This window comes from Ottowia sp. (assembly GCF_046348305.1).
Lineage (GTDB): Bacteria > Pseudomonadota > Gammaproteobacteria > Burkholderiales > Burkholderiaceae_C > Ottowia.
This window is the reverse complement of sequence record NZ_JAXMEM010000013.1, coordinates 22,711-47,744: the sequence shown is the minus strand read 5'-3', so window position 1 is coordinate 47,744 and position 25,034 is coordinate 22,711. Positions and strand designations below refer to the sequence as shown.

Genomic DNA, 25,034 nt, shown 5'->3' with positions numbered 1-25,034 from the left:
CCCGCGGGACTCGGACAAAGACCGGTTCGACCCCAAAGCGTGCGCTATGCTGGCCGCATGCACCCCCCCGCCTTCGCCCACCACCGCTTTCGCTGGCTCGCGCTGACCGCGTGCGTGCTGGCCCTGCCCGCCCAGGCCCTGACCCTCACCGCACTCACGCCCCAGGGCGAGGTGGCGCGCGTGCGCCAGGTGGCGGCGCAGTTCGACGACAACGCCGTCAACTTTGGCGACGCCGGGGCGCCGGCGCCGCTCACGGTCAGTTGCGACGATGCCGCGGCCGGGCGCGGCCAGGGCCGCTGGGTCAGCGCGCGGCAGTGGGTGTTCGACTTCGCGGCCGATCTGCCGCCGGGCGTGCGCTGCCGCGTCGAGCCGGTTTCAGGCTTCAAATCGCCTTCTGGCGCACTGCTGAAGAGCGCGAGCAGCTATTCATTCAATAGCGGCGGCCCGTTTGTTCAATCGATCCGGCCCAGTCCCTCCACGCCGATCGAGGAAGAGCAGGCCTTCGTGCTGCGCCTGAACGGGCCGGCCACGCTCGAAAGCGCCACCGCGCACATCAGCTGCGCCGTCGATGGCCTGGGCGAGCGCGTGCCGGTGCGCCTGATCGAGGGCGCGCCGCGCGACGCGCTGCTGAAGGCGCTGGGCGATGACAAGGCGGCGCAGGCCGATCCGCTGCGCTTCGTCACCCTGGCCTGCAACCGGCGCCTGACGCCCGCCACCCGCGTGCAGCTGATCTACGGCGCCGGCGTGGCCACGCCCAGCGGCGTGGCCAACCGCATCGAGCGGCGCTTTGCCTTCAAGGTGCGCGAGCCCTTTACCGCCAGCACCACTTGCGAGCGCGAGAACGCCCAGGCTGCCTGCATGCCGATCCGGCCGATCGAGCTGGTCTTCAGTGCGCCCGTGGCGCGCAAGCTGCTGGGCGCGGTGCGGCTGCGCTCGGACAAGACCGAGATATCGCCCCATTTCGACGAAGACAGCCAGGGCGACGACCTGCTGGAGCGCATCCGCTTCGACGGCCCCTTTCCCGAACGCGCCACGCTCACGCTCAGCCTGCCGGCCGAGCTGAAGGACGCCAGCGGCCGCGCGCTGGCCAATGCGGCCAGCTTTCCGCTCAAGATCGACACCGGGCCGCTGCCGCCGCTGGTCAAGTTTGCCGCCGCGCCCTTCGGCATCGTCGAGCGCTTTGCCGAGGGGCCGGATGGCCCGGCGCTGCTGCCGCTGACGGTGCGCCGCGTGGAGCCCCAGCTGCAGGCCAGCGACCTGCAACTGGGCGACTTGCAGCCGCAAAGCGACGCCGAGATCATCCACTGGTTCACCCGCGTGCAGCGCTACGACCGCTGGCTGGTGCCGCGCGATCAGGCGCGGGACGACTTCGGCGCGGCCGCGCTGCCGCCGGCCGTGGGCGATTCGACCAAGGACGCGGTCGAATCGCGCACCCTGTCGCTGCTGGCCGGCCAGGGCGGCGTCAAGTCGATCGCCCTGCCGGCGGCGCCCGCCACGGGCGAGCGCCCGTTCGAGGTGGTGGGCGTGCCGCTGGCGCCGGGCTTTCACGTGCTCGAGGTCAGCTCGCAGCTGCTGGGCCAGGCCCTGCTCGACGCCGGCTATGGCGCCCGGCGCCGCATGGTGGTGCGCAGCTCGGTGCTGGTCACCAATCTGGGCGTGCACTTCAAGCTGGGGCGCGAAAACGCGCTGGCCTGGGTCACCACGCTGGACAAGGGCGCGCCGGTGGCCGGCGCCACGGTGCAGGTGAGCGACTGCCGCGGCAAGCCCGTGGCCCAGGCCAGCACCGACGCCCAGGGCCTGGCGCAATTCAAGGGCCTGCCCTCGCAGCCGCCCGACTGCATGGGCGAGGGCGAGTACCTGGGCGACTTCCAGCGCGCCTACTTCGTCAGCGCGCGCACCAACAACCGCGGCGCGCCCGACATGGCCTTTACCTGGTCGTCCTGGCAGCGCGGCATCGAGCCCTGGCGCTTCAACGTGCCCACCAGCATGGCGGCGCAGCCCGACGTGCGCGCCCACACGGTGTTCGACCGCACGCTGCTGCGCGCGGGCGAGACGGTGTCGATGAAGCACCTGATCCGCACCGAGACGCGCGCCGGCTTCGGCCTGCCCGGCAAGAACCCGGACACCCTGGTCATCACCCATCTGGGCAGCGGGCAGGAATACACCCAGCCGCTCACCTGGCGCCAGACGGCCACCGGCGGGCGCAGCGCCGAGAGCCAGTTCGCCATTCCGCCCGCCGCCAAGCTGGGCGTCTATCAGGTGGTGCTGCGCCGGCAAGGCACGGACGATGGCGGCACCTACCTCGAATCGGGCACGTTCCGCGTCGAGGAGTTTCGCCTGCCGGTGTTCAAGGGCAGCGTGGCGCCGCTGGACAAGGCGCCGCTGGTCGCGGCCACGCGCGTGCCGGTGCAGGTGCAGGTCGGCTACGTCGGCGGCGGGCCGGCCGCCAACCTGCCGGTGCGGGTGTCGGCGCTCACGCGCGGCTACACGCCCTCCTTTGCCGACTACGACGCCTTCAGCTTCAGCGCGCCGCGCAAGTCGGGCGCGGACGACACCGACAACAGCCCCAGCGACGACACGCGGGGCGTGGCCGACAAGCTGCCCGCCACGCTGGGTCGCGACGGCCTGGGCCAGGTCGTGATCGAGCCCCTCGCCGCCGCGCCCGCCCCGCGCCAGCTGGTGCTGGAGGCCACCTATGCCGACCCCAACGGCGAGCTGCAAACCCTGCGCGGCACGCGCACGCTGTGGCCGGCCGCGGTGCTGGCCGGCATCAAGACCGAGAGCTGGGCCTCGGTCAGCCAGTCGGCGCAGGTGCAGGCGCTGGCGCTGGACCTGGAGGGCAAGCCCAAGGCCGGCGTGCCGCTGGACGTGCGTGCCATCGCGCGCACCACCGTCACCAGCCGCAAGCGCATGGTCGGCGGGTTTTACGCCTACGACAGCCGCACCGAGACCAAGGACCTGGGCACCGTCTGCACCGGCACCAGCAATGCCAGCGGCCTGCTGGCGTGCAGCGTCAAGCTGACCCAGCCCGGCGAGATCGAACTGGTGGCCAGCGCGCGCGACGACCAGGGCCGCAGCTCGGTCGCGGCCAGCTCGGTGTGGGTCACGGGCCAGGGCGAGCTGTGGTTTGGCGGGCGCAACGACGACCGCATGGACGTGCTGGCCGAGAAAAAGACTTACCAGAGCGGCGACACCGCGCGCCTGCAGGTGCGCATGCCGTTTCGCCACGCCACGGCCCTGGTGGCGGTGGAGCGCGAAGGCATCCTGCACACCGAGGTGGTGCAACTGCAGGGCAGCGACCCCACGGTGCACGTCAAGATCCAGGACGGCTGGGGCCCCAACGTGTACGTCAGCGTGCTGGCCCTGCGCGGGCGCGTGCACGAGGTGCCGTGGTACAGCTTCTTCACCTGGGGCTACCAGGCGCCGCGCGAGTGGTGGCAGGCCTTCTGGCACGACAGCAAGGACTACGCCCCGCCGACGGCGCTGGTGGATTTGAGCAAGCCGGCCTTTCGTCTGGGCATGGCCGAGCTCAAGGTAGCCACGCGCGCCAACCAGCTCGCCGTCGAGGTCAAGGCCGACCAGGCCACCTACCCCGTGCGCGGCAAGGCGCAGGTCACCATCACGGCCCGCCAAGCCAACGGCCAGCCCGCCGCCCACGCCGAAGTGGCGCTGGCCGCGGTGGACCAGGCCCTGCTGGAGCTAATGCCCAACCACAGCTGGGACCTGCTGGACGCCATGCTCACGCGCCGCGCCTGGGGCGTGGAGACGGCCACCGCGCAGATGGAAATCATCGGCCGGCGCCACTACGGCCGCAAGGCCGTGCCCGCGGGCGGCGACGGCGGCGCCAGCCCCACGCGCGAGCTGCTGGACACCCTGCTGCTGTGGCAGCCGCGCCTGCAGCTCGACGCGCAGGGCCAGGCGCGCATCGAGGTGCCGCTGAACGACGCGCTCACCACCTTCCAGATCGTCGCCGTGGCGGACATGGGCCTGGCCCAGTTCGGCACCGGCCAGACCAGCATCCGCGCCACGCAGGACTTGCAGATCATCAGCGGCCTGCCGCCGCTGGTGCGCGAGGGCGATGCGTTCACCGCCATGCTCACGCTGCGCAACACCACGGCCAAGCCGATGAAGGTGCAGGTCACGCCGCGCGCCACCTTGCTCGACCTGGCGGCGCAAACCCTGGACATTCCCGCCGGTGAGGCGCGCGAGGCGCACTGGGACGTGACCGCGCCCGTGCCGCTGGCCGCCACCCGCGCCGAGGCCCTGCTGTGGGAAGTGCAGGCGCGCGACCTCAACGGCGGCGCGCGCGACGCGCTCAAGATCAGCCAGCGCATCGTGCCCGCCGTGCCGCTGACGGTGCAGCAGGCCACGCTGGTGCAGCTGGACGGCCCCTACAGCCTGCCCGTGGCCCCGCCGGAGGGCGCCCTGCCCGCCCAGGGCGCCAAGCGCGGCGGCCTCAAGCTGTCGCTGCAGCCCAGCCTGGCCGAGGGCCTGCCCGCCATCCGCGACTGGCTGGCGCGCTACCCCTATTCATGCCTGGAGCAGCAGACCAGCAAGGCCATCGGCATGGACGACACCCAGGCCTGGCAGCGCACCGTCGCGCAACTGCCGGCCTACCTGGACGGCAACGGCCTGGCGTCGTACTTTCCGCCGCAGGCGGGTCAGCCCGACAGCGGCAGCGACACCCTCACCGCCTGGCTGCTGGCCGCCACCGACGAGGCCGCGCGCCTGAACCCCGCGTACCGCCTGCCCGAGGACGCGCGCCAGCGCATGGCCCAGGGCCTGACGGACTTCGTGGCCGGCCGCATCGAGCGCAAGCACTGGTCGCCGCGCGCCGACCTGGACGTGCGCAAGCTGGCCGCCATCGAGGCGCTGTCGCGCTACGGCGCCGCGCAGCCGGCCATGCTGACCAGCATCACCATCGCGCCCAACCAGTGGCCCACCAGCGCCGTGATTGACTGGGTGAGCGTGCTGCGGCGCGTCAAGGGCATCCCCGAGCAGCCCCAACGGCTGGCCGAGGCCCTGCAAATCCTGCGCGCGCGCCTGTCGGTGCAGGGCACGCGCCTGATCTTTGCCACCGAGCAAGACGACGCCTGGTGGTGGCTGATGGCCGGCGGCGACGTCAACGCCGCGCGCCTGCTGCTCACGGTGATGAACGACGCGGACTGGAAGGACGATCTGGGCCGCCTGGTCTCGGGCTTCATCGCGCGCCAGAAGGGTGGCGCCTGGACCACCACCACCGCCAACCTGTGGGGGTCGCTGGCGCTGCGCCAGTTCTCGCGCACGCAAGAAGCGCAGCCCGTGGCCGGCATCACGCGCGCCACGCTGGACGGCGCCGGCGGCGAGGTGGACTGGAAGCAGGTCAAGCGCCTGAAGGCCGGCGAGCCCGCGACGGGCAGGCGCTTCTTCGGCGCGCCGGCCGAGCCGGGGCAACTGACGGGCAACACCCTGATGCTGCCCTGGCCCGATGCGAGCGGAGCGCAAGCGCTCACGGTCACCCACAGCGGCAGCGGCAAGCCCTGGCTCACGCTGCAGGCGCTCGCCGCCGTCGATCTGAAGGCGCCCATGGCCGCCGGCTACCAGATCCGCAAGACCATCACCCCCGTCGAGCAGGCGGACAAGAACCTGCCCGCCGCGCACTACACGCGCGGCGACATCCTGCGCGTGACGCTGGAGGTGACCGGCAGCGCCCCCATGACCTGGGTGGCCGTGACCGACCCCGTGCCCGCCGGCGCCACCATCCTGGGCAGCGGCCTGGGGCGCGACTCGGCCATTGCCACGCAGGGCGAAAAGCGCGACGGCTACGGCTGGGCCGCCTTCGAGGAGCGCAGCTTCGAGTCCTTCCGCAGCTACTACGCCTATCTGCCCAAGGGCAGCATCAAGATGGAATACACGCTGCGCCTGAACAACGCCGGCCACTTCCAGCTGCCGCCCAGCCGCGTCGAGGCCCTGTACGCGCCCGAGATGTTCGGCGAGCTGCCCAATGCGACGGTGGACGTGAAGCAGCCTTGAATACCAACCGCCGAACGCAGAGGCCGCAAAGGACGCAAAGGACGCAAGAAGAATCGATTTCCCGAATGGATCGAGATGGCGGCTGCCCCCATTGAAATGATGTTTTTTTCGCGTCCTCTGCGTTTTTTCTGCGTCCTCTGCGTCCTGTTTTTCATGGGCCATGCGCATGCCCAGAAATTCGACGACGTGCGCGCCGAGCATCGGCCGTCGGAGACGGTGTTCGTGGACCGCCACGGCGAGCCGATCGAGCGCCTGCGCACCGACCGTGGCGTGCGCCGCGGCGACTGGGTGCCGCTGGCCGACGTCTCGCCCGCGCTGCGCCATGCTCTGGTGCTGTCCGAGGACCAGCGCTTCTACGAGCACAGCGGCGTGGACTGGCGCGCCGTCTCCGCCGCCGCCTGGGCCAACCTGTGGAACACCAAGACGCGCGGCGCCAGCACGCTGACCATGCAACTGGCCGGCCTGCTGGACGAGGACCTGCGCCTGGGCACGGGCGGGCGCAGCCTGCGCCAGAAGATCGGCCAGGCCCTGATGGCGACCCGGCTCGAATCCGGCTGGCGCAAGGACCAGATCCTGGAGGCCTACCTCAACCTGGTGCCCTTTCGCGGCGAGCTGGTGGGCATCGACGCGCTGTCGCGCACCCTGTTTGCCAAGGCCCCGCATGGCCTGACCGACAGCGAATCGGCGATTGCTGCCGCGCTGGTGCGCGCGCCCAACGCCAGCGCGGCGCGCGTGGCGCAGCGCGCCTGCGGCGTGCTCAAGGCGATGCGGCCCGCGGGCGCGGCCAGCGACTGCGTGGCCCTGGACATGCAGGCCGAGCTGGCCCTGGCGCGCCGCGCCTGGGCGCCGGCCGAAGGCATCGCGCCGCACTTCGCCCGCCGGCTGCTGGCCGCGCTGCCGGCGGGCGCGCCCGTGCCGCGCACCATCCGCACGACGCTCGATGCGCGCGTGCAGCGCCTGGCGCTTGCATCGCTGCGGCAGCAGCTTCAGGAGCTGCGCGGCCGCCACGTGGAAGACGGCGCCGCCGTGGTGCTGGACAACGCCAGCGGCCAGGTGCTGGCCTGGGTGGGTTCCAGCGGTGACTTGAGCCGCGCCGCCGAGGTCGATGCCGTCACCGCGCCGCGCCAGCCCGGCAGCGCACTCAAGCCCTTCCTGTACGCGCAGGCCATTGCCGAGCGGCGCCTCACCGCCGCCTCGCTGCTGCACGACTCGCCCGCCCAGCTGCAAACCGCCAGCGGCCTGTACATCCCGCAAAACTACGACCGCCATTTCAAGGGCTGGGTGTCGGTGCGCACGGCACTGGCCTCCTCGCTCAACGTGCCGGCGGTGCGCGCGCTGGTCATGGTGTCGCCGCGCGCTTTTCACGCGCAACTGGGCGCGCTGGGCATCGCGCTGCCGGAGGGCGGCGACTACTACGGCTACAGCCTGGCGCTGGGCAGCGCCGAGGTCAATTTGCTGCAATTGACCAACGCCTACCGGGCGCTGGCCAACGGCGGGCGGTATTGCCCGCCTCGGCTTTTGCCCGACGCGCCGCGCCCCTCACCCCAACCCTCTCCCCAAAGGGGCGAGGAAGCCAAATCCTCACCCCCTCTCCCGCTTGCGGGAGAGGGCCGGGGTGAGACGCCCGTCTCTTCCCGCGCAGCGGGCCGTCCACTCCCTCTCCCGCTTGCGGGAGAGGGCCGGGGTGAGGGTGGCGCCCCCTCCTGCCATCAAGCCATCGACCCCGCCGCCGCCTTCATCGTGGCCGACATCCTGGCCGACCGCAACGCGCGCGCCCTCACCTTCGGGCTCGATTCGATCCTGGCGACGCGCTTCTGGTCCGCGGTCAAGACCGGCACCAGCAAGGACATGCGCGACAACTGGGTCGTGGGCTTCTCGCAGCGCTACACCGTGGGCGTGTGGGTGGGCAACGCCAGCGGCGCGCCCATGTGGGACGTGAGCGGCACCTACGGCGCCGCGCCGGTGTGGGCCGAGCTGATGCGCGCGCTGCACGAGGGCCGGCCCTCGCACCCTCCGCCCGCCCCCGCCACCCTGGTGCACACTGGCGTGCGCTTTGGCGGCGCGCCCGAGGCGGCGCGCGACGAATGGTTTCTGCCCGGCACCGCTCAATCCGTATTTGCTATTGAATCGGAAGCTGCCAGCGCAGAGCCGGCAAGCGCTGCAAGCCAAAAAGGCTTGAAACCCGCCCAGCCCGGCAGCGACGTGCCTCCGCGCATCACGCGCCCGCAGGACGGCACCATCCTGGCGCTCGACCCCGACATCCCGCCGGCCAACCAGCGTCTGCTGCTGCAGGCCGACGCCGGATCGGCCAAGCCGCAAAACCTGCACTGGTGGATCGGCGCGCACGAGATCGGCCGCGGCCGCGAAGCTCAGTGGCTGCCTTGGCCGGGCCGGCACGTGGTTCAGCTGCGCGACGGCCGCGGCGCGGTGCAGGACGAGCGGCGCATCGAGGTGCGCGGGGCCCAAATCAAACCGCCGGGAACGCGCAGCGCCATGACGCAGCGCCATGAATAACTGACAAGGCCTTTGCCGCACCCAGGCTGCGGCGGCTGCCTACACTCAAGTGCATCGCGCAACACGCATCATTGATTCAAGACCATGGCAACCCCTTCCTTCGACCACGACCTCTTCGTCATCGGCGGCGGCTCGGGCGGCGTGCGCGCGGCGCGCTTTGCGGCGCAGCGCGGCGCGCGCGTGGCCATGGCCGAAAGCGGACGCATGGGCGGCACCTGCGTCAACGTGGGCTGCATCCCCAAGAAGCTCTACAGCTACGGTGCGCACTACGCCGAGGCCTTTGCCGAAAGCGCGGGTTTTGGCTGGCGCCTGCCCGGCGCGCCCACGCTGGACTGGGACACGCTCAAGGCCAACCGCGCCCAGGAGATCGCGCGCCTGAACGGCATCTACGAAGGCCTGATGACCGGCGCCAAGGTGCTGCGCCTGCAAGGCCACGCGCGCCTGCTTGACGCCCACACGGTCGAGGTCACGCTGGAGGGCGGCGGCACCCAGCGCCACAGCGCGCGCCACATCCTGATCGCCACCGGCGGCACGCCCTTCGTGCCCGATGTGCCGGGGCGCGAGTGGATCGTCACGTCCGACGACATGTTCGACCTGCCGCGGTTTCCCCGGCGGCTGGTGGTGGTGGGAGGCGGCTACATCGCCTGCGAGATGGCCAGCATCTTTCACGGCCTGGGCGCGCAGGTCACGCTGCTGTACCGGGGCGCGCAGATCCTTCGCGGCTTTGACGACGAAGTGCGCGACTTCGCCGCCGGCGAGATGCGCAAGCACGGCGTCGACATCCGCACCCACGCCGACGTGGCGCGCATCGAGGCGCTGGGCGACGCGCGGCGCGTGCACCTGAAGGATGGCTCTGCCATCGACGCCGACGTGGTGCTCTACGCCACGGGCCGCCGCGCCAACACGGCGGGCCTGGGGCTGGACGCGCTGGGCGTGCGACAGTCCGACAACGGCGCGATCGAGGTGGACGCGCGCTTTGCCACCAGCGTGCCCGGCATCTACGCCATCGGCGACGTGGTGGGCCGCATGGAGCTGACGCCCGTCGCCCTGGCCGAGGGCATGGCGCTGGTCGACCACTTGTTCGGCCCCCCGCCGGGCCAGCCCGCGCGCACCATGGACTATGCGGGCATCCCCACCGCCGTCTTCACCCACCCGCCCATCGGCACCGTGGGCCTCACCGAGCAGCAGGCGCGCGAGCAGGTCGGCGCCATCCAGGTGTTTCGCAGCGACTTCAAGCCGCTCAAGCACACGCTGAGCGGCAACACTGAGCGCACCTTGACCAAGCTGATCGTCGACGCCCAAACCGACCGCGTGCTGGGCCTGCACATGGTGGGCGCCGACGCGGGCGAAATCGTGCAGGGCTTTGCCGTGGCGCTGAAGTGCGGCGCCACCAAGGCGCAGCTCGACGCCACCATCGGCATTCACCCGACCAGCGCCGAGGAGTTCGTCACGCTGCGCCAAATCAGCCGGACCTGAGCGCCTGAGCGCAGGCCCCGGGGCCGACGCGCGCCGTTGACCGATGGGCCGCAAGGCGCACGGCATTTTTGTCCGCACCGGCTGCCCGCACCCGCCCGGACCCGGCTACCATCGCTGCCTCACGCAACCGCACACAAGGAGCCGACCATGGGTGAGCAACGCCGAGAAAAAATGGTGAAAAAGCCGAAGAAGGACAAATCACCGCCGAAGACCGACGTCCCGTCGGACCGCCCGCAGGCGCCCGTCACGGCCGTGCTGCCCAAGGGGAAGACGAAAAACAAGCAGTGAGTCAGGGAATTAATGTTCATCTGACCCCATTTTTTTCGACAGGGAAGCATCATGAGCGACACACGGATTCAAGAGGCGATCGCCCGCGTCACGCAGTATTTCGCGGACAACCCGGACAAGGGCGCCGTATCCGACAAAGCCGCCGTGGCGACGGTCCAGGGCGGCCTGGTGTGCCGGGCCGAGGGGCCCAACGGCGCGACGCTGATCTCCGACATGCCCAAAACCGTCGGCGGCGGTGGGAGCGCGCCCACGCCGGGCTGGTTTTTGCGTGCGGCCCTGGCCAACTGCGATGCGACCGTCATCGCCATGCGGGCCGCGCAGCTTGGCGTGGAGCTTGCCCACATCGAGGTGGCAGTCGACAGCACGTCCGATGATCGCGGCATTTTCGGGCTGGGCAACGGGGTGCCGCCGGGGCCGCAGGCGATGCGTGTCCGCGTGACCATTGAAGGCAAGGGCGCGTCGGCGCAGCAACTGCGCGAAATCGTCGAATGGGCCGAGGCGCATTCCCCCGTGGGCGACGCGATTCGCCGGGCGATCCCGACGCAGCTTGAAATCAGGCTGCCCTCCTGAGCCGGCCAGTCGAGCCTGAGCCCATGGCGGGCTGCTGGCCGACGTCCTCATCAGTCTAGGCTTGGACAAGACGGCCGGATCAACGTTCTTCGCTCGGCGTTTCGTTCGACGATCCGCCCGTCTCGAAGTCCCAAAGACAACGGGCGCCCAAGGCGCCCGTTGCTATTTTTACAAGAGCTGCCAGCGCTTGTCATACAAGCGCTGCACCCCGAAAACATCACAAGATCAGTGCACCACCATCAGCGTGAACGGCCACACATAGGCCTGCATGGTCACGTACAGGCCGACCAGGCAGGCCAGCGCGATGGAGTGGAAGAACACGTAGCGCAGGATGTCGCCCTCGTGGTCGAACCAGCGCGTGGCGGTGGATGCGACAACGATGGACTGGGCGTCGATCATCTTGCCCATCACGCCGCCCGAGCTGTTGGCCGCGCCCATCAGGTTGGGCGACAGGCCCAGCTGGTCGGCGGCCACCTTCTGCATGCCGCCGAAGAGCACGTTGGATGCCGTGTCCGAGCCCGTCAGCGCCACGCCCAGCCAGCCCATCAGCGTGCCGAAGAAGGGGTAGAGCACGCCGGTGTTGGCAAAGGCCAGGCCCAGCGTGGTGTCGGTGCCCGAGTAGCGCGTGAGCGTGCCCAGCGCCAGCATCAGCGCGATGGTCAGCAGCGAGTACTTGACCAGCCACAGCGTCTTGAAGAAGGTGCGCACGATGCCCACCGGGTTGTACTTCATGACAAAGGCGCTGATGATGGCCGACAGCAGGATGCCGGTGCCGGTGGCCGACAGCAGGTTCAGCGTGTAGACCGCGCCCTCCTTGGTGGGCTTGGAGACCACGGGCGGCACCTTCTCGATCATGTTGTGCAGGCCCTCGATCGGGAAGGCGGGCGCGAACAGGCCGTTGAGCCAGGTCTTGACCGAGGGCAGGCCCCAGATGAAGACGCACACCGAGAGGATGACCCACGGCGTCCAAGCCGCCACCAGGGCCTCGGTGCTGTGGCGCGTGATGGGCTTGGCCGGCTTGGCCTCGGCGGCGCTGGGGTCATGGCCGCGCAGCGAGGGCGAGGTCCAGATTTTCTTGGGCTGCCACACGCGCAAAAAGCCCACCAGGCAGGCCATCGAGACGATGGCGGCGATGATGTCCACCAGCTCCGGCCCGATGAAGTTGGACACCAGGTATTGCGGCACGGCAAACGACACGCCGGTCACCAGAATGGCCGGCCAGATCTCCAGCATGCCCTTGCGCCCGGCAAAGGCCCAGATCAGCCAGAACGGCACCAGCAGCGAGAAGAACGGCAGCTGGCGCCCGATCATGGCGGTGACCTCCATCAGGTCGTAGCCATGCACCTTGGCCAGCGTCAGCACCGGCGTGCCCAAAGCGCCAAAGGCGACCGGCGCGGTGTTGGCAATCAGCGACAGGCCCGAGGCCGCCAAAGGCGAAAAACCCAGGCCGATCAGGATGGCCGCCGTCACCGCCACCGGCGTGCCAAAGCCCGCCGCGCCCTCGAAGAAGGCGCCGAAGCAAAAGGCGATCAGCAGCAGCTGGATGCGCCGGTCCTCGGTGATGCCCGAGAGCGAATCCTGCAGCACGGCAAAGCTGCCGTTCTGCTCGGTCAGCTGGTGCAAAAAGATGATGTTGAGCACGATCCAGCCGATCGGCAGCAACCCCGTGAACGCCCCCAGCATGGCCGCGCGCCCCGCCATGTCGGCCGGCATGCCATAGGCAAAGATGGCCACCAGCACCGCCGCCACCAGGCCCATGCCGGCGGCGATGTGCGCCTTGATGTGAAACAGCCCCAGCGCCCCCAGCATCACCACGACCGGAATGGCCGCGAGCAGCGTGGACACAACCATGTTCCCGAACGGGTCGTAAATTTGTTGCCAAACCATGGCCTCTCCTCTTCCTTGAATTGAAAAATCAAAAGCGCTCGATCATGGCAGAGGACGCCCCTGCCGCCGAAAAAATAAATTGGGGTCAGATCAACATTTTTGGGCCCGCCTCAGCCCACTTGCAGCGCCACCGCCCGCCGGCTCACGCGCCGCAGCATTGCCTGCACCAGCAGCGCCGTCACCAGCAGGGCACCGGCGGCGGCCTGCCAGAAGGCGGCGGGTGACTGCTGCGCCGGCCACGGGCCCAGGCCGCGATAGGCCAGCACATAGCCGCCGCCCAGGCCAAAGCCCCACAGCAGCACGCCATAGGCCACAAACGGCGCCAGCGTGACGCGGTAGCAGCGCAGCACGAAGATGGCCAGCGTCTGCACGGCGTCGGCCAGGTGCAGCAGCGCCACCCAGGCCAGCAGGCGCGTGGCCAGCAGCGCCACGCCGGCGTGCGCGGTGTAGACGGCGGCAATGCCGGGGCGCAGGGCCAGCACCGCCAGGGCCGCCAGCGCGGCCAGCACCAGCGCCAGCGCCGAGCCCTGCAGTGCCACCTTGCGCGCCCGCGCCTCGTCGCCCGCGCCGCGCCAATAGCTCACCCGCGCGCTGGTGGCAATGGCCAGCGACAGCGGCGTCATGTACAGCAGCGCGGTCACGTTGGCGGCGATCTGGTGCGCGGCCGTGGCGGTGGTGCCCAGCCGGGCGACGAACAGCGCCATCAGCGTGAACGAGGTGATCTCCACCAGCACCGTCAGCGCCGCCGGCAGGCCCAGGCGCGCAAAGGCGGCCTGCGTGGGCGCGTGCGGGCGCTCCAGTCGCTGCCACAGGCCCAGCGGCGCAAACAGGCTCTGTTTGCGCAGCAGCCACAGCGCCAGGCCCAGCAGCACGTAGTTGACGATGAACGTGCCCCAGGCGCAGCCCACCACGCCCATCCCGGGCACGCCCGCGCCGCCAAAGGTCAGCCACACCGACAGCGGCACCTTGACGAACAGCGACACCACCTGCAGCCAGCTCACCAGTTGCGGCTTGCCCAGCGACTGGCACAGGTTGCTGAAGGCGCGAAACAGCAGGGCCGCCGGCAGGCTCCAGCCCACCACGGCCAGATAGCTGGCGGCCACGGGCTGCAAGTCGGGCGGCACCTCGGCCAATTGCAGCAAGGGCGTGGAAAACAGCAGCACCGCCATGCCCAGCGCGCTGGCCACCGCGCACAGGTACAGCGACTGGCGCACCGAGCGGCCCAGATCGGGCAGCCGGCGCGCGCCATGCAACTCGGCCCAGATGGGCAGCAGCGCGCTGAGCAGGCCGAACAGCGACACATAGACCGTGATGAACACGGCCGAGCCCACGGCCAGCGCCGCCAGCGACAGGTCGGAATGGCGCCCGGCCACGATGGTGTCCACCACCCCAAAGGCCATGACGGCGACCTGCCCGATCCACACCGATCCGGCGTGGCCCACCATGGTCTTGAGCTCGGCGCGGGAGGAGGAAGCGGCGGGTATGGCGGCGGTCACGGCGCGCATTGTGCCAAGCCCGCGGTGCGCGGCGGGGCGCCTGAAAGCGAATACGATAGCGGCATCCGAGGAGCCACCATGACCGACCTGAGCAAGATCACCTGCATCGAAGACCTGCGCGTCATCGCCAAGCGCCGCGTGCCGCGCATGTTCTACGACTACGCGGATTCAGGCAGCTGGACCGAGGGCACCTACCGCGCCAACCAGGCCGACTTTGCGCCCATTCAGCTGCGCCAGCGCGTAGCCATCAACATGGAAGGCCGCAGCACCGCCGCCACCATGATCGGCGAAAGCGTGGCCATGCCGGTGGCGATCGCGCCCACGGGCCTGACCGGCATGCAGCACGCCGACGGCGAAATCCTGGCGGCGCGCGCGGCCCGGGCGTTCGGCATTCCCTTCACCCTCTCGACCATGAGCATCTGCTCCATCGAGGACGTGGCCCAGCACGCCGGGCCGGGCTTCTGGTTTCAGCTGTACGTGATGCGCGACCGCGACTTCATCGAGCGCCTGATCGACCGCGCCAAGGCGGCCGGCTGCGGCGCGCTGATGATCACGCTGGACTTGCAGATCCTCGGCCAGCGCCACAAGGACATCAAGAACGGCCTTTCAACCCCGCCCAAGCCCACGCTGATGAACCTGCTGAACCTGGCGACCAAGCCGCGCTGGTGCCTGGGCATGGCGGGCACCAAACGGCGCCAGTTCGGCAACATCCACGGCCATGTCAAGGGCGTGACCGACATGAGCAACCTGGGCGCCTGGACGGCCGGCCAGTTCGACCCGCGCCTGAACTGGGGCGACGTGGAATGGATCAAGAAGCGCTGGGGCGGCAAGATCATCATCAAGGGCATCATGGAGCCCGAGGACGCCCGCCTGGCCGTGGACAGCGGCGCCGACGCGCTGATCGTCAGCAACCACGGCGGTCGCCAGCTGGACGGCGCGCCCTCCGCCATCCACGCCCTACCCGCCATCGTCGATGCGGTCGGCAGCCAGATCGAAGTGCACATGGACAGCGGCATCCGCAGCGGCCAGGACGTGCTGAAAGCCTGGGCCTTGGGCGCGCGCGGCACCTACATCGGCCGCGCCTTTCTGTGGGGCCTGGGCGCGGCGGGCGAAGCGGGCGTGGCCAAGGCGCTGGAGATCATCCACAAGGAGCTGGACACCACCATGGCCTTTTGCGGGCATACGCAGATTGGGAATGTGGATCGGGGCATTCTGCGGGCGGGGACGTTTCCGGTGGCTTGACCAGGTCGGTCAAGCAGGTTCAGCTTTTGCAGGAAGAAACTAATTCTGATCTGACCCCATTTTTCGCCATGGCCGTATTGCCGACGTCCTGAACACGCATCGATTCAACAGCCAGGAAGATCTGGACAGCACACTGCTGCGTTACGTGGCCTTGTACAACCACCAGTCAGCCCTCAAGAGCTTCACGCCGCTGCAGGCCATGAAGCAGTGGTATAAAACCCATCCGCATTTGTTCCATCGGCGACCTTATGATCGTCCGGGATGCGACATGTAGCAAAGGAATACTCATGGCAATGACAAAATGCAGCGAATGCGGAGCGCAGATCAGCACCAAGGCCACGGCGTGCCCCAGCTGCGGCGCGAAGATCAAACGCACCAGCAAGCTGACATGGATCGTCACAGGGTTTCTTGCGTTGGTCGTGGTTTCTGTCGCACCGGCCATCATGGATGGACAAAAAGCCGGAACCAAGCGCGCCGAAGAACAAGCTGCGACGGAAGCCGCGAAGACGCCCGAACAGCGCGCCGCAGAAGCCGAAGCAAAAGCCAAGTCAGAGGCCGAATTTCAGCGCGTCGTGACGGTGGCGCGCGCCCTGAAAGCCAGCGCGAAGAACCCGGCCTCATTCGAGCTGGTTGACGCGCTCTACATGCCCAGCGGCGCGGTATGCATCACCTACCGCGCCACGAACTCGTTCAACGCCATCGTGACGGACAACGCCGCCATAGGCAAGGACGGCAAGAGCGGCGACTGGAATAAGCTGTGCGGCGGCAAGACCGGAAACAGCTATCGCGGCGCAAAGCTAGCCATCTAAGCCAACCACACACCAAACCGCCTACGGCCTTCTTTTCGCAGCAAGCTCTCGCGTGCTACCATATAAAGTACCACCCAAGGAGACCAACATGACTGCATTGCTCAAAATGCTGGCCCGGTCTGGGATCGCGGTGGGCAACCCGTTCCAGCCTGACCGGCGCTATCGCCGCCCCAAGCATGGCGATGCGCGAGGCGACTTTTCTGCCATCGCTGGCGACATGCGCCGTGTAGATGCCGACTTTCGCCGCTGCGCCGCCCATCAACTGACCACCGATGGCCAGCAGACATACAAACGCTAGTGCCCGCTCGCGTGACGCGGAGGTCACGCTCTCGCAAACCACCACCGACGCACCCCTGTTGCCGGTTGAGCAAATCAGCCGCATCAAGGAGCTTGCGCCTGAGCGTGTGGACTGGATATTCAATCAAACAGCCCTTGAATCCGACGCCCGCCGCGCCGAAAACCGCCGCGTCAACACGCTGATCTTCGTCGAGCGCTTGGCCGGCCTGGTCTTCGCCCTGCTGGTCGCCATCGGCGGCCTTGGCGTGGCCGCCTACCTCGCCATGCACGGCCACGACCTGGTGGCCTCAATCATAGGCGGGGCAACACTTGTCGGCTTGGTGACGGCCTTTGTCGCCAGAAACCGCGCGCCGCCAAAGTAGGCCCACCCACCCCGACACCAACCGCCCCAGGGCGGTTTTTTTTGCGCCTGCGCCACGGGCTATGGTAAACACTTACAGGGAATTGGGGGAATTGGGGTCAGATGAAGATTTCCCCTGGCCGCTCACACAAGAATGCAGATTTCGACGGAATGACCTGGCAATCTTGGCAAGATTGATCCGAAAGCACGTCAAGTCGTAGCCCGTAGTCAGCCTCCGGTCTGAAGGGCCTGCCCCAAATCCGCCACCAAATCATCCGGATGCTCGATCCCCACGCTCAGGCGGATCATGCCCTCGCCCACTCCGGCCGCCTCGCGCGCCTGCTGCGACACAAAGCTGTGCGTGGTGCTGGCCGGGTGGCAGGCCAGGCTGTCCACGTCGCCCAGTGATACGGCCTGGGTGAACAGGTGCAGGCGATTCAGCACGCGGGCCGCCTCGGCGCGCTCGGCGCGCGCCAGCTCAAACGTGACCATGCCGCCAAAGCCGCCGTGCAGCTGGCGGCGCGCCAGATCGTGCTGCGGGTGCGTGGGCAGGCCGGGGTAGTGCACGGTGCGCACGGCGGGGTGCTGGGCCAGGAATTGCGCCACCGCCAGCGCGCCTTCGCAGTGCGCGGCCATGCGCAGCGGCAGGGTTTTGATGCCGCGCAAGAACAAATAAGCCTCGGCCGGGGCCAGGTTGCCGCCGACGTGGCCCAGGCCGGTCTGGCGCACGGGCGTGACCAGGCCCGCACGGCCGGCCACGATGCCGCCGGTGGCGTCGCCGTGGCCGCCCAGGTACTTGGTCATGGAGTGCAGCACCACGTCGATCCCCAACTCCAGCGGGCGCGCCAACACGGGCGTGCAGAAGGTGTTGTCGGCCACGCTGATCGCCCCGTGCGCACGCGCCAGGCGCGCCACTTCGGCCAGGTCGTTGACGCGCAGCGTGGGGTTGGTCAGCGTCTCGACCCAGACCATGCGGGTGGCGGGGGTCATGGCTGCCGCCAGGCCGCTGGCCGTGGCGTCTTGCACGCGGATGCCCCAACGATCGCTGAATGCCCGCAGCAGGCCTTCGGTGCCGCCGTACAGGGGGCCCAAAAAGACCAGTTCGTCACCGGGCTTGAGCAAACCCAGCAGCACCGACGAGCAGGCTGCCGTGCCGCTGGCAAAGGCCACCGCCGCCTCGGCGCCTTCCAGGTCGGCCAGCTTGGCCTCCAGCGCGGCCACGGTGGGGTTGGCAAAGCGGCTGTAGCGGTAGCCCTCGGCCTGGCCCGCGAACAGCGCCGCGCCCTGCTCCAGCGTGCCGTAGCCAAAGGCGGTGGTCTGATAGGTCGGCGTGCTGATGGCGCCGGTGGCCGCGTCGGGGTGCTGGCCGGCGTGGACGGCGCGGGTGCGCAGGTGGGTCATGGGGTCTCCTGAACTGGGGCGGGATGCAAGATTCAAAGCCATTTTGGCCTCTGGCGCGCATCCCTGCTGCGCAAGCAGCTATTGTTTGATGAGCATCGGCCATCAGCCCGGGCTGGCCGACCCGGTCAAGGGCCGTTGCATCAGCCGGGCGTCGGCGCCGTAGCTGGCCAGTTTGGCGCGCACGGCCTCCGTCGTGGGGTCGATGCCATCAAAACCCTGGCGCGCCCAGTAAGGCGCCGAGCCCTGGATGGCCACCAGCAGCGCGCGGCGCAGGCCCAGCTGCGCGCCGACGGCCAGTGCGCGCGCAACCAGGGCCTGCCCGGCGCCGCTGCCGCGCGCCGCGGGTGCCAGGGCCAGGTCGTGCAGATACAGCGCGTCGGCGGCCGGGTCGATGGTGCAGGCGGGGCTATCCAGCGCCGGCAGCCCCAGGCCGCGCACCGGTAGCGCCAGCAGATAGCCCACCAGCTCGCCACCCTGCCACGCGCCATGGCAGGTGTGCGGCGCGGCCTGCTGCTTGGCCGACATGCTTTGCAGGGACTCGGGCACGATGGCGCTGTAGCACTGAGCCTGAATGCGCATGACGGCCGGCAGGTCGGCGGCGCGCAGGGGCGCCAGCGTCAGCGCGTCGGCGTCAGGCGGCAAGCTCACCGGTCATTCCTGATTCGATAGCTGCTTGCGCTGGCCTGGTGCGGGCAAGAGGCGCATTTGGCTTCAAGCAAGCGCTTCAGCCTGCCCGTCGGCCAGCACCGCCGCGGCCTGCGCCGCCACCTCGGCGGCCGGCAGCGGCTTGCGCCGGTGGTCGCTCCAGATCTGGCGCCACAGGCGGGCGCCGCGCTCGCCGTGGTGCAGGCCCAGCATGTGGCGGGCAATGGCCGACCAGGGCGTGCCGTCCTCCAGCGCCTCGCGCTGCATGTAGGCCACCATGGCGGCCTCGACCTCGGCGCGGGTGCGCGGGTTGGGCGCGCCGCCCCAAAAGCGCGCGTCCCAGCCGGTCATCAGCCAGGGGTGGTGATAGGCCTCGCGCCCCAGCATCACGCCGTCCACGTGCTGCAGGTGCTGGGCAATCTGCTCGTCGCTGGTCACGCCGCCGTTGAGCACGATGGTGAGCTGCGGAAAGTCGCGCTTGAGCTGATACACGCTTTCGTAGCGCAGCGGCGGGATCTCGCGGTTTTCCTTCGGGCTCAGGCCCTTGAGCCAAGCGTTGCGCGCATGCACGATGAAGACTTGGCAGCCGGCCTCGGCCACGGTGCCGACAAAGTCGCGCACGAAGGCATAGCTCTCCTCGCGGTCGATGCCGATGCGGTGCTTGACGGTGACGGGAACATCCACCACATCGACCATCGCCTTCACGCCGTCGGCCACCAGGTGCGGCTCGGCCATCAGGCAGGCGCCGAAGGCGCCGCGCTGCACGCGCTCGCTGGGGCAGCCGCAGTTGAGGTTGATCTCGTCATAGCCCCAGCGCGCGCCGATCTGTGCGCAGCGCGCCAAATCCTGCAGCTCGCTGCCGCCCAGTTGCAGAGCGACCGGGTGCTCGCATTCATCCATGCGCAGGTGCCGCCGCTCGCTGCCATGCAGCAGGCCGCCGGTGGTCACCATCTCGGTGTACAGGCGGGTCTTTTGGGTGAGCAGGCGATGGAAAAAGCGGCAGTGCTTGTCGGTCCAGTCGAGCATCGGCGCCACCGACAAGCGCCACGGAGAAATGAGCTCGGGCATGGGGCGATTATCCCAGCCCGGCGCGGCGCCGGTGCACACGGCTTGCACACGGATCGCACGGCAGCGGATCCACGCAGGACGCAAAAAACCCCGCCGAAGCGGGGTGGATGGCGATCAGGGACGGACCCTCATCCTTCCATGTGCAAACCGCCGTTGCAGGCAAAGTTGGCGCCGGTGGTGAAGCCACCGTCATCGCTGGCCAGCCAGGCGACGATGGAGCCGATTTCCTCGGGCGTGCCCAGGCGCTTGACCGGGATGGTGGCGACGATCTTTTCAAGCACGTCGGGGCGGATGGCCTTGACCATGTCGGTGCCGATGTAGCCGGGGCTGACGGTGTTGACCGTGACGCCCTTGCCCGCCAGCTCCTGCGCCAGCGCCATCGAAAAGCCGTGCATGCCGGCCTTGGCGGCCGAGTAGTTGGTCTGGCCGGCCTGGCCCTTCTGGCCGTTGACCGAGCTGATCTGGATGATGCGGCCAAAGCCGCGCTCGACCATGTCGGGCACCACCTGCTTGGTGACGTTGAACATGCTGTTGAGGTTGGTGTCGATCACCGCGTCCCAGTCTTCGCGCGACATCTTCAGGAACATGCGGTCGCGCGTGATGCCGGCGTTGTTGACCAGCACGTCGATGGGGCCGTGCTCGGCCTTGGCCTTGGCAAAGGCGTCAGCGGTGGACTGCCAGTCGCTCACGTTGCCCACGCTGGCGTGAAAGGTGAAGCCCTGGGCTTTTTGCTCGCCCAGCCACTTTTCGGCGTCGCGCGTGGGCCCGCAGCCGGCAATGACCTTGAAGCCAGCCTTGTGCAGGCGATGGCAGATGGCGGTGCCGATGCCGCCCATGCCGCCGGTGACGTATGCAACTTTCTGACTCATGACTGTCTCCTCGTTGAACTACAAAAATAATAGCTTCTTGCGCCCTTTTCGCGCGGCAAGAAGGCCAATCTACATCAAAAACAGGCGGCCGGGCCGCAAGGGCTTGCGCCAGTCGCCCATTTGTTTGTATCCATCCGTCAGACGCGCTCGAGCGCCATCGCCACGCCCATGCCGCCGCCGATGCACAGCCCGGCCACGCCCTTCCTGGCGCCGCTGCGCTGCATCTCGTACAGCAGGGACACCAGGATGCGGCAGCCGCTGGCGCCGATGGGGTGGCCGATGGCGATCGCGCCGCCGTTGACGTTGACCTTCTTGGGGTCCACGCCCAGCAGCTTGTTGACGGCGCAGGCCTGCGCGGCAAAGGCCTCGTTCAGCTCGAACAGATCGACGTCGCCCACCGCCCAGCCGGCGCGCTTGAGCGCCTTTTGCGTGGCCGGCACGGGGCCCAGGCCCATGGTCGCCGGGTCCAGCCCGCTGGTGGCATACGACACGATGCGCGCCAGCGGCTTGAGCCCCAGCGACGCCGCCTTCTTGGCCGTCATGACGACCACCGCGGCGGCGCCGTCGTTGATGCCGCTGGCGTTGCCGGCCGTCACGCTGCCGGCCTTGTCGAAGGCGGGCTTGAGGCCGGCCAGCGCCTCGGCGTTGGTCTTCTTGTTGATGAACTCGTCGCTGTCGAAGACGATCGGATCGCCCTTGCGCTGCGGGATGCTGACGGGCGTGATCTCGTCTTTGAACTTGCCCGCGGCCTGCGCGGCGGCGGCCTTCTGCTGGCTGCCCAGCGCCAGCGCGTCCTGCATCTCGCGCGTGATGCCCTCTTGCTTGGCCACGTTCTCGGCCGTGATGCCCATGTGGTACTTGTTGTACACGTCCCAGAGGCCATCGACGATCATGGTGTCCACCATTTTCCAGTCGCCCATGCGCTGGCCGTCGCGGCTGCCGGGCAGCACGTGCGGGCTGGCGCTCATGTTCTCCTGACCGCCGGCCACCACGATCTCGCTGTCGCCCGTGGCTACAGCCTGCGCCGCCAGCATCACCGCCTTCAGGCCCGAGCCGCAGACGGCGTTGATGGTGAGCGCCGGCGTTTCCTTGGCGATGCCGGCCTTCATCAGCGCCTGGCGCGCCGGGTTCTGCCCGCTGCCGGCGCACAGCACCTGGCCCATGATGACCTCACCCACCTGGTCGGGCGCGACTTTGGCGCGCTCCAGCGCGGCCTTGATGGCAATGGCGCCCAGCTCGGTGGCGGGCACCTTGGCCAGCGAGCCGCCGAACTTGCCGACGGCCGTGCGTACGGCGGAAACGATGACGATGTCTTCCATGACGATACTCTCCTTTTGATAGCTGTTTGCGCTTGATCAATGCGGCCTGGCGGCCCATTTGACTAAAAATCAGGCCTTGGCCTGCACGTAGCTCCCCGGCGCCGGCTCGATGGCCTTGTACTTGGGCGCCTTGCCATAGGCCTTGGGCGCGGGCACCTGCTTGCCGGCGTGGCTGGCGAGCCAGGCAGACCAGTCGGTCCACCAGCTGCCGGGCTTTTCGGTGGCGCCGGCGATCCAGTCCTTGACGTCTTTCGGGAACTTGCCGTCCTCGCGCAGCCAGTGGCTGCGCTTGTTGGCCGCTGGCGGGTTGATGACGCCGGCGATGTGGCCCGACGAGCCCATGGCGAAGCGCTTCTTGCCCGGCAGGTGCTGGGTGGACGCATAGGCGCCGCCGATGGGCACGATGTGGTCTTCGCGCGAGCCGTACACGTACACCGGGATGTCGAGCTTGCGCAGGTCGATCTTCTCGCCGCACACCGTGACCTTGTTGGGCTTGATCAGGTCGTTTTGCAGGTAGGTGTGGCGCAGATACCAAGTGAAAAACGGCCCGGGCAGGTTGGTCGAGTCGCTGTTCCAGTACAGCAGGTCGAACGGCGGCGGCGTCTCGCCCTTGAGGTAGTTGCCGACGACGTAGTTCCACACCAGGTCGTTGGGCCGCAAGAAGCTGAAGGTGCTGGCCATGTCCTGGCCCTTCATCAGTCCGCCCTTGCCCATCTGCATCTCGCGGAACTTGACCACGCCCTCGTCGATGAACACGTCCAGGATGCCGGTGTCGGTGAAGTCGATCAGCGTGGTCAGCAGGGTGAGGGACGCGACCGGCTTTTCGCCGCGCGCGGCCAGCACCGCCAGCGCGGTGGTCAGGATGGTGCCGCCCACGCAAAAGCCCAGCGCGTTGATCTGCTTGGCGCCCGTGATGTCCTGCACGGTGGCGATGGCGGTGATGGCGGCTTTATCGATGTAGTCGTCCCAGGTGGCCTTTTCCATCGACGCGTCGGGATTGCGCCAGCTCACCACGAAGGTGCGCATGCCCTGGCTGACGGCGTAGCGGATGAAGGAGTTGGTGGGCTGCAGGTCGAGGATGTAGAACTTGTTGATGCACGGGGGCACCAGCAGGAAGGGCCGCTCGTGCACCTTGGCGGTGAGCGGCTTGTATTCGATGAGCTGGAAAAAGTCGTTCTCGAACACCACCGCGCCCTCGGTGGTGGCCACGTTCTTGCCGACCTCGAACAGGCTCTCGTCGGTCATCGACACGTGGCCCTGGCGCATGTCGGTCAGCATGTTCTGCACGCCGCGGGCCAGCGATTCGCCCTTGGTGGCCACGGCCTTCTTGATGGCCTCGGGGTTGAAGGCCAGGAAGTTGCTGGGCGCGCTGGCGGCCATCCACTGCTCGACGGCAAACACCAGGCGTGCCTTGGTCTTGGGGTCGCTCTCGGCGGCCTCGGCCAGCGTCAGCAGGGTGCGGGCGTTGAGCAGGTAGACGGCCGCGGCAAACGCCGACATGGGGTTGCGCTCCCAGGCGTCGTCCTTGAAGCGCTTGTCGGCCAGGCTCAGGCTGGACTGCAGCGACTGGTTCCACAGCTCGGTGGCCTCACGCAGGTAGTCTTGCTGCAATTGCTGCAATTTCTCGGGCGCAAAGCGGATTTGCGGGGCTTGCCGCATCGCGGCGCCTGTCACACCGAGCTCCGTGGCATCGAAGTTCTGCAACTGCTCCAGCGCCTTGCTCCAGCCTTCGCGCAGGCTGGCTTCCATGCCGGGCACGCCGGGGAAGGGGCTGGAGCCCATCCATTGCTGCCACGCGGCAAATGGCTGATCGGGGGTCATGACTTGTCTCCTTGCATCGCCGTTGATTCGTCTGGTTCGAACAAGCACCCGCTCACGCGCCCTTGAGCGCACGAAGGGTTTTGCGGGGCGCCCGGCGCCATCATGGCACAGGACGGACCACCAATATAAGCGTGCGGGTTGATCTGCAACCGATCCGCCAAACTTTTTTACGTGCGCCAGATGCACGCGGCCATGCGGCCGCTGCCGCCCAGTCGCTGCTGGTCGCGCCGAAAGGAAAAATACCGCTGCGGGTTGCCGACGGTGCACCAAGCGGCGCTGCTGTCGTTGCCGTACACGCGCGCCACGCCCAGCCGCTCCAGCCGCTGGCGCGCCAGGGCAGCCAGGTCCGCGCGATGCTTGCCCGCGCCCAGCGGGACAAAGCACATGCCGGCCCGGGCATCGACCGCCGTAAAGGCCGCCAGAACCTCGTCGCCCACTTCAAACGCCTGCGGGCCGATGCAGGGGCCAAGCCAGGCCATCACTTCGTCTGCTCTGATTTGAGGAGCATCTTGCGCACACCCATCAAGCGCTGGAGCCTCAAATTGCTCCAGACACCGCTCGAGCACACCGCCGGCCAGTCCGCGCCAGCCGGCATGCACAGCGGCCACGCGGCGGCCCGCCGTGTCGGTCAGCAGGATCGGCAGGCAGTCGGCCACCAGCACGGTGCAGGCCAGGCCCGGCGCGTCGGTCAGCGCGGCGTCGGCGCTGGCGCCGTCCGGCGTGCCTGCGTCCAGCTCGATGGCTTGCGAGCCATGGACCTGGCGCAGGAACACCGGGCGCGCCTGCAATTGCTCGGTCAGCCGCGCGCGGTTGGCCTGAACGGCGGCCGGCTCGTCGCCCACGTGATCGCCCAGGTTGAAAGCCCCGTGCGCGCCGCGCGAAGCACCCTCGCCCGCGCCCTGCCCGCGCAGGGTGAACAGGGCGTGCACGCCGGGCGGCGCGGGCCAGTCGGGCGTGAGCAGCGCGATCTCACTCATCCG

At 68.8% G+C, this 25,034-nt stretch carries 18 protein-coding genes and 1 pseudogene; 10 read left to right on the top strand and 9 right to left on the bottom strand.

The genetic code is table 11. The features are described 5' to 3' along the window. Positions 1 to 57 precede the first annotated feature (57 nt). From U1F38_RS15265 to U1F38_RS15245, 5 genes are all read left to right on the top strand, one after another. Positions 58 to 6,012 carry an alpha-2-macroglobulin family protein gene (locus U1F38_RS15265; protein WP_409987927.1) on the top strand — a complete coding sequence of 1,985 codons (5,955 nt, stop codon included), beginning with the start codon at positions 58 to 60 and terminating at the stop codon, positions 6,010 to 6,012. Positions 6,013 to 6,165: 153 nt separating this feature from the next. Then, on the top strand, positions 6,166 to 8,526 hold the full coding sequence (locus U1F38_RS15260; RefSeq protein WP_409987926.1) for a transglycosylase domain-containing protein: 2,361 nt from the start codon (positions 6,166 to 6,168) through the stop codon (positions 8,524 to 8,526). Positions 8,527 to 8,610: 84 nt separating this feature from the next. After that, the gene (gene gorA, locus U1F38_RS15255) at positions 8,611 to 10,002 is read left to right on the top strand and encodes a glutathione-disulfide reductase (RefSeq protein ID WP_409987925.1); all 1,392 of its coding nucleotides are present in this window, start codon (positions 8,611 to 8,613) and stop codon (positions 10,000 to 10,002) included. A gap of 147 nt (positions 10,003 to 10,149) precedes the next feature. Next, entirely contained in the window at positions 10,150 to 10,290 is a 141-nt protein-coding gene (locus U1F38_RS15250) for a hypothetical protein (protein ID WP_409987924.1), read from the top strand. Positions 10,291 to 10,341: 51 nt separating this feature from the next. Further along, on the top strand, positions 10,342 to 10,860 hold the full coding sequence (locus U1F38_RS15245; RefSeq protein WP_409987923.1) for an OsmC family protein: 519 nt from the start codon (positions 10,342 to 10,344) through the stop codon (positions 10,858 to 10,860). Positions 10,861 to 11,085: 225 nt separating this feature from the next. On the opposite strand, the gene U1F38_RS15240 is transcribed toward U1F38_RS15245, so the two are convergent. Together U1F38_RS15240 and U1F38_RS15235 are read right to left on the bottom strand one after the other, a co-directional pair. Then, positions 11,086 to 12,747 (bottom strand): L-lactate permease, encoded by a 1,662-nt coding sequence (locus U1F38_RS15240; RefSeq protein ID WP_409987922.1) that lies wholly within the window; start codon positions 12,745 to 12,747, stop codon positions 11,086 to 11,088. Positions 12,748 to 12,857: 110 nt separating this feature from the next. Next, positions 12,858 to 14,192, bottom strand: coding sequence for an MATE family efflux transporter (locus tag U1F38_RS15235; RefSeq protein WP_409987974.1), 1,335 nt, complete (start codon positions 14,190 to 14,192; stop codon positions 12,858 to 12,860). 129 nt (positions 14,193 to 14,321) lie between these two features. Here U1F38_RS15235 and U1F38_RS15230 point away from each other — a divergent pair, with 129 nt between their 5' ends. From U1F38_RS15230 to U1F38_RS15210, 5 genes and pseudogenes are all read left to right on the top strand, one after another. Further along, the gene (locus tag U1F38_RS15230; RefSeq protein WP_409987921.1) at positions 14,322 to 15,485 is read left to right on the top strand and encodes an L-lactate dehydrogenase; all 1,164 of its coding nucleotides are present in this window, start codon (positions 14,322 to 14,324) and stop codon (positions 15,483 to 15,485) included. A gap of 67 nt (positions 15,486 to 15,552) precedes the next feature. Then, positions 15,553 to 15,759, top strand: a pseudogene (locus tag U1F38_RS15225) (IS481 family transposase); the annotation flags it as partial. 13 nt (positions 15,760 to 15,772) lie between these two features. Then, complete coding sequence (locus U1F38_RS15220; RefSeq protein WP_409987920.1) at positions 15,773 to 16,294, top strand: zinc ribbon domain-containing protein; 522 nt, start codon at positions 15,773 to 15,775, stop codon at positions 16,292 to 16,294. An 88-nt stretch (positions 16,295 to 16,382) separates the two neighbouring features. Continuing rightward, the gene (locus tag U1F38_RS15215; protein WP_409987919.1) at positions 16,383 to 16,592 is read left to right on the top strand and encodes a hypothetical protein; all 210 of its coding nucleotides are present in this window, start codon (positions 16,383 to 16,385) and stop codon (positions 16,590 to 16,592) included. Next, positions 16,567 to 16,953, top strand: coding sequence for a hypothetical protein (locus U1F38_RS15210; RefSeq protein WP_409987918.1), 387 nt, complete (start codon positions 16,567 to 16,569; stop codon positions 16,951 to 16,953). The genes U1F38_RS15215 and U1F38_RS15210 overlap by 26 nt, the downstream gene beginning before the upstream one ends. Before the next feature lie 206 nt (positions 16,954 to 17,159). Here U1F38_RS15210 and U1F38_RS15205 read toward each other — a convergent pair whose 3' ends face one another. The 7 genes from U1F38_RS15205 to pgeF form a co-directional block, all read right to left on the bottom strand. Then, the gene (locus U1F38_RS15205; protein WP_409987917.1) at positions 17,160 to 18,332 is read right to left on the bottom strand and encodes a trans-sulfuration enzyme family protein; all 1,173 of its coding nucleotides are present in this window, start codon (positions 18,330 to 18,332) and stop codon (positions 17,160 to 17,162) included. A gap of 102 nt (positions 18,333 to 18,434) precedes the next feature. Then, a complete protein-coding gene (locus tag U1F38_RS15200; RefSeq protein WP_409987916.1) occupies positions 18,435 to 18,980 on the bottom strand; it encodes a GNAT family N-acetyltransferase in 546 nt (181 codons plus the stop codon). A gap of 63 nt (positions 18,981 to 19,043) precedes the next feature. Continuing rightward, positions 19,044 to 20,045 carry a tRNA dihydrouridine(20/20a) synthase DusA gene (gene dusA / locus U1F38_RS15195; RefSeq protein WP_409987915.1) on the bottom strand — a complete coding sequence of 334 codons (1,002 nt, stop codon included), beginning with the start codon at positions 20,043 to 20,045 and terminating at the stop codon, positions 19,044 to 19,046. Positions 20,046 to 20,173: 128 nt separating this feature from the next. After that, the gene (gene phbB, locus U1F38_RS15190) at positions 20,174 to 20,914 is read right to left on the bottom strand and encodes an acetoacetyl-CoA reductase (protein ID WP_409987914.1); all 741 of its coding nucleotides are present in this window, start codon (positions 20,912 to 20,914) and stop codon (positions 20,174 to 20,176) included. Positions 20,915 to 21,051: 137 nt separating this feature from the next. Next, positions 21,052 to 22,233 carry an acetyl-CoA C-acetyltransferase gene (locus tag U1F38_RS15185; RefSeq protein ID WP_409987913.1) on the bottom strand — a complete coding sequence of 394 codons (1,182 nt, stop codon included), beginning with the start codon at positions 22,231 to 22,233 and terminating at the stop codon, positions 21,052 to 21,054. A gap of 69 nt (positions 22,234 to 22,302) precedes the next feature. Further along, positions 22,303 to 24,054, bottom strand: coding sequence for a PHA/PHB synthase family protein (locus U1F38_RS15180; RefSeq protein ID WP_409987912.1), 1,752 nt, complete (start codon positions 24,052 to 24,054; stop codon positions 22,303 to 22,305). A 167-nt stretch (positions 24,055 to 24,221) separates the two neighbouring features. After that, entirely contained in the window at positions 24,222 to 25,031 is an 810-nt protein-coding gene (gene pgeF, locus U1F38_RS15175) for a peptidoglycan editing factor PgeF (RefSeq protein WP_409987911.1), read from the bottom strand. Positions 25,032 to 25,034: the final 3 nt, after the last annotated feature.

What these genes read in the sequence shown, in the direction of transcription:
- U1F38_RS15265 (WP_409987927.1), top strand. Translation starts at nt 58, where the DNA reads ATGCACCCCCCCGCCTTCGCCCACCACCGCTTTCGCTGGCTCGCGCTG.
- U1F38_RS15260 (WP_409987926.1), top strand. Translation starts at nt 6,166, where the DNA reads ATGGGCCATGCGCATGCCCAGAAATTCGACGACGTGCGCGCCGAGCAT.
- gorA (WP_409987925.1), top strand. Translation starts at nt 8,611, where the DNA reads ATGGCAACCCCTTCCTTCGACCACGACCTCTTCGTCATCGGCGGCGGC.
- U1F38_RS15250 (WP_409987924.1), top strand. Translation starts at nt 10,150, where the DNA reads ATGGGTGAGCAACGCCGAGAAAAAATGGTGAAAAAGCCGAAGAAGGAC.
- U1F38_RS15245 (WP_409987923.1), top strand. Translation starts at nt 10,342, where the DNA reads ATGAGCGACACACGGATTCAAGAGGCGATCGCCCGCGTCACGCAGTAT.
- U1F38_RS15240 (WP_409987922.1), bottom strand. Translation starts at nt 12,747, where the DNA reads ATGGTTTGGCAACAAATTTACGACCCGTTCGGGAACATGGTTGTGTCC.
- U1F38_RS15235 (WP_409987974.1), bottom strand. Translation starts at nt 14,192, where the DNA reads ATGGTGGGCCACGCCGGATCGGTGTGGATCGGGCAGGTCGCCGTCATG.
- U1F38_RS15230 (WP_409987921.1), top strand. Translation starts at nt 14,322, where the DNA reads ATGACCGACCTGAGCAAGATCACCTGCATCGAAGACCTGCGCGTCATC.
- U1F38_RS15220 (WP_409987920.1), top strand. Translation starts at nt 15,773, where the DNA reads ATGGCAATGACAAAATGCAGCGAATGCGGAGCGCAGATCAGCACCAAG.
- U1F38_RS15215 (WP_409987919.1), top strand. Translation starts at nt 16,383, where the DNA reads ATGACTGCATTGCTCAAAATGCTGGCCCGGTCTGGGATCGCGGTGGGC.
- U1F38_RS15210 (WP_409987918.1), top strand. Translation starts at nt 16,567, where the DNA reads ATGGCCAGCAGACATACAAACGCTAGTGCCCGCTCGCGTGACGCGGAG.
- U1F38_RS15205 (WP_409987917.1), bottom strand. Translation starts at nt 18,332, where the DNA reads ATGACCCACCTGCGCACCCGCGCCGTCCACGCCGGCCAGCACCCCGAC.
- dusA (WP_409987915.1), bottom strand. Translation starts at nt 20,045, where the DNA reads ATGCCCGAGCTCATTTCTCCGTGGCGCTTGTCGGTGGCGCCGATGCTC.
- phbB (WP_409987914.1), bottom strand. Translation starts at nt 20,914, where the DNA reads ATGAGTCAGAAAGTTGCATACGTCACCGGCGGCATGGGCGGCATCGGC.
- U1F38_RS15185 (WP_409987913.1), bottom strand. Translation starts at nt 22,233, where the DNA reads ATGGAAGACATCGTCATCGTTTCCGCCGTACGCACGGCCGTCGGCAAG.
- U1F38_RS15180 (WP_409987912.1), bottom strand. Translation starts at nt 24,054, where the DNA reads ATGACCCCCGATCAGCCATTTGCCGCGTGGCAGCAATGGATGGGCTCC.
- pgeF (WP_409987911.1), bottom strand. Translation starts at nt 25,031, where the DNA reads ATGAGTGAGATCGCGCTGCTCACGCCCGACTGGCCCGCGCCGCCCGGC.